Here is a 4,272-nt window from a genome sequence, read left to right as displayed (position 1 = left end):
TCCGCTGTGCGTTCCTGCGTGGGTTCCTGCGGGGCGAGAGGGGTTTCCTGGGTACGCCATGAGAGGTGCAGGCGTATGGGTACCACGCCGCCGGCCAGCGCCTGGCCCAGGGCAGAACGCCTGTTCTCTCCCGCGGACCGCCACCCGCTCATTTGTCCCTCCATCTCCAGTCGCTGCGCGGTGATCTCCAGCCGCTGGATGACCAGCCGGCCGGCCATGAGGGCCGGCATGCCCGGTCCGGGCAGGATCGCCGCAGGGGCATCCCACGGTCCGGAGGTGTCCAGCTCCAGGGCCTCTATCTGGAGACAGCGCAGGCGGGGCGGGTCAGCGGTCAGGTCGCTGAGGAGGGGGTCTGCAGAGGGATTTTGCGCCGGCAGGAGCAGGAGACAGCGCCGCGGTCCCCCAAAGCGCAGGCGGTCTGGCTTCTCATCGCCGTTGCTGTCCAGCGCCTCCACGGCGCCGACGATCCAGCCGGCGGTGCAGGCGCGAGTGTGCGGGGTGGGGGATGGGGGCGGCGCGACGGCGGCGGTGGGCGCACCGACCAGGGAATAGTACACCTGGTCCAGCCCGGGGCCCAGCAGGATGTACAGGCAGATGGCCGTCAGGCTGAGGAAAATGGCCAGGAGCACATATTCCGCCCAGCTTGGGCCTGAGACGCGGCGTTCATCTGCCATGGTCTGACACCTGACCTATTCCAGGCCCAGCCACTGCCGGCAGGCTTTGCGTCCTTCCTGGGCGCCCTGATGGGCCGGCATCAGCGTCAGGGCCTGCTCGAACACGGGCAGTGCTTCCGCACATTTCCCCATGCGGGCCAACGCCCAACCCTTCAGGTTCAGCGCCTCCACATCCGCCGGATTGATGGCCAACGCCCTGTCCAGCGGCTGGAGCGCCTCCTCATAGCGCTCCAGGTGAGAGTAGATCACGCCCAGTTGCCGCAGGGAATCGTCCAGCAGGCTCCGCAGTTCCTCCATCTGGATAACCTCCTGGAAGGTCTGCAGGGCCGCTTCGAACTGGCCGGCGCTGAGCTGGGCCTGGCCGCGCAGGTAGCGCGGTTCGGGGTCGTCGGGATGCAGGGATTCCAGCCGGCCGGCGGCTTCCAGCGCCTGGTTGTACTGGGCCAGCACCATATAGCTTTCGTACAGCGCGTGCAGAACCTCGTCACTGGCGGCATCACCGCCGGCGAGGGGGGCCAAGTACTGCACTGCCTCCTCGTAATTCCCCTCCGCGTACAGGGCGAGACCCAGCCAGCGGCGGGTTTCCGGGTCATCCGGGGCTTTCTCCAGGGCACGGCGCAGGTAATTCAGCGCGGCGGAGGAACTGCCGCGCTGGAGGTAGTACTGCCCGAGAGCGCGCAGTACCTGAGGGGAATTCGGGTCGCGGGAGTAGGCCTCGTTGAGCCACAGCTCGGCATCCTCCCAGTTCTGGCGCGCCATGGCGGTCAGCCCAATGCCGAGGTACGGTTCGGGGGAATTGGGCATCATGCCGGCCGCCGCGCCGAACATCGCCTCCGCCTCCTCGTAATTCCCTGTGCGATAGGCGCTCCAGCCCATCATCAACAGCGCCGGCGCCAGGTTCGGCTGGGGTTTGGACATCTCCGCCGCCACCGCCTGACCGAAGACATACTGCGCGGCCTCGTAGCGGCCGGCGTCATACAGTTCCTGCCCCACTTTCATCAGGTCAGGGGTAGCGACTATTGGCTGGCGGGGCTGGGCCTGAAGCCGGCCGATGGAGACCCCCAGTGCCAGCACCGCCAGGAAGGCGGCGATGAGCGCCAGCCACCATACCCGGCCCAGCCGGCCGGACAGGACAATGGTCTTGGGAGGGGGAGCCGCCCGCCGCAGGCCGCGCACCGGCCGGCGCTCTGCCGGCGCCGCTTCGGTGCCGGCAAGGGTCTTGACTGCATCTTCGTCGCGGAACAGGGGCACCCGCCGGCGCTCCGGGCGCACGCCCCTGCCTGGGGACGATTCGGTTTCCTCCGGCAGGCGTACTTCTACCGGTCGGAAGCGGGTTTTCGGCTGACGCGGTGCCTCGCCGGCCCGGCTTTCCGCCGGCGCGGTGCTCAGCCGCGCCAGGCAGTGGGGACACACCACCTCCTCACCGCTCAATTCGCCACCGCACTGCGGACACTGCGGCATATAAATCCTCCCTCACAGGTGCAGGGACACGCTCCAGGCTGTTGATATTGTAGCATATTTGTGCGCCGGCCGCGCTGTCCGCCGGATTTCTTTAGGTTAAACCTTGGCGTGCAGTGATGGGGCCAGTCGGAAGCCGGCCGGCAGTATCTGCTCGGCCCGTGCCTGCAGTTGAAAGCGCCGATAGGCCGCGGTCTCGTCCAGCAGTCGCCGCAGGGAGCTGGAAATGGGGGAAGTGATGACATCGGCCCAGTGCACGGTCTGCGGACGGTAGCGGAGGAAGAAAAGGCCGTCCTCGCCGATGCGCTCGAACATGCAGACGTCCAGGTCGCTCAGCAGTTCCAGGCCCAGCAGGACCGTTTCCGGCCGCTGGGCGATCACGCCGGCCAGTGTGGTGAGGCTGGCCTCCCCGCGCTTGGCGCGCAGGGTATGCTTCACCAGCCCCACCAGATCCAGCAGAAGACTGCGCAGGTCGGCCGGCGGGCAGTCGCCGTACAGCAGGACCAGCCGGCGCGCTGCTGTTTTCTCCAGCGCCGCCGAGAACTCGTCGGGGCCGGGGGGCACGCTCCAGATGACGAGCGTCTCCGCCGGCGGGAGCTGGTCGCGCCGCTGGAGGAAGGGGTATGCGCCGGCGCCCCGCCCCTCTCCCCACAGGGCAATGGACTCGCCGGCCGCGGCGCGTTCCGCCCAGTGCCGGAGAATGTTAATGCCTTCGGGGGAGGCCCGCAGGTCCACGACCTCGACGGTATGCTCGGGCACGGCCACCGTGATGGGGGCGGCCGGCGTGCGCCGCACCGCCACCAGCTCGATCTGCATGCGGCGCGTGCCGCCGTACAGGTTCTGGCGCAGGGTGAAGGCCAGGTCCAGCGAACCCTGGGGTAGCAGGTCGCGGTCCCCGTTGAACCAGACCACCTCGTGGGAGATGCCGGCTTCGTCGGTCAGACGCAGGCGGTAATGCTCGCGGCGCTCCCCCACTATCTCGATGGATGCCAGGGTCAGGCCGCGCGCCGCCAGGATAGGGGTGGGGTTCCCCTCCCCGAAGGGCGCTAAGCGCGCCAGATCATCGTACAGCGCCAGGCTCAGCTCATCCCAGCGCACCCAGGCGTCAATCAGCAGGGTGTGTTCCAGCACCTGATGGGTGGTCATGTGCCGCACTGTCTGAATGAAGCGGTGCGTGAACTCGTCCAGGTCAATCTCGCGCAGGGAGAAGCCGGCGGCCATGGGGTGTCCGCCTTCGGCGATCAGCAGGTCTTTTTGCTGGAGGATGGCCTGATGGATGTCAATGCCGGGGACGGAGCGGGCGGAGCCGCGCGCCATGCCGTCCGGGCCGATGCTGATGACCACCGCCGGCCGGTGGTACATCTCGGCCAGCCGGCCGGCGACGATGCCCACCACGCCGGGGTGCCACTGTCGGCTCGCCAGCACGATGGCCGGCGGCAGGGGGCGCGGCATGGCCTCCAGCCGCTCCATGGCCATGCTCATCGCCAGGTTGGTCTGATAGCGCCGCTCCTCGTTCAGGCCGAGGATTTCCACCGCCCAGTCCTCCGCCTGGCGCTTGTCCTCACTGAGGAGCAGGCGTACGGCCAGCTCAGCATGGGCCAGCCGGCCGACGGCGTTGAGGGCCGGCGCCAGCTCATACATCACGGGGCTCGTGTCAATATCGGACAGTTCGATGCCGCCGGCGCTCAGCAGGGCGCGCAAGCCGACGCGCCGGCCGCTGGCCAGGCGCGGCAGTCCGATCTGCACGAGATAGCGGTTATCCTGCAGAAGGGGCACCACATCGGCGATGGTGCCAAGGGCGACCAGGTCCGCCAACTGCTCGACCATGCGGCCGCGGCCGAAATGTTCGAACAGGGCCTCCGCCAGCTTGTACGCCACGCCGGCGCCGGCCAGGGAGTAGCAGGGATGTTCGGGTGGGAGCCGCTTGGGGTTCACCACCGCCAGCGCCGGCACTGGCGCGGAGGGCATGTCATGATGGTCAGTGACGATCACATCCACGCCCTGCTCCCGCAGGTACTGAAGCTCCGCCAAGTCGCCCACGCCGCAGTCGCAGGTGACCAGCACCTGCACGCCGGCCCCCAGCAGTTCTTTGAGTGCCGGCAGGTTCAGCCCGCGCGATTCCTCCTGGCGGTGGGGGATA

Annotated in this window: 3 protein-coding genes; all 3 read right to left on the bottom strand. The window is 68.4% G+C overall.

Annotated elements, in window-relative coordinates; genetic code table 11:
* The coding region (locus H5T60_12110; protein MBC7243176.1) for a hypothetical protein at nucleotides 1-674 on the bottom strand (674 nt) is incomplete at its 3' end.
* Between the two features lie 15 nt (nucleotides 675-689).
* A complete protein-coding gene (locus H5T60_12105) occupies nucleotides 690-2,135 on the bottom strand; it encodes a tetratricopeptide repeat protein (GenBank protein ID MBC7243175.1) in 1,446 nt (481 codons plus the stop codon).
* A 96-nt stretch (nucleotides 2,136-2,231) separates the two neighbouring features.
* The coding region (gene recJ / locus H5T60_12100) for a single-stranded-DNA-specific exonuclease RecJ (GenBank protein MBC7243174.1) at nucleotides 2,232-4,272 on the bottom strand (2,041 nt) is incomplete at its 5' end.

This window comes from Anaerolineae bacterium (genome assembly GCA_014360855.1).
Taxonomy (GTDB): domain Bacteria; phylum Chloroflexota; class Anaerolineae; order JACIWP01; family JACIWP01; genus JACIWP01.
Note: the sequence above shows the minus strand (reverse complement) of the source record. Positions and strands in the feature narration are given on the sequence as shown.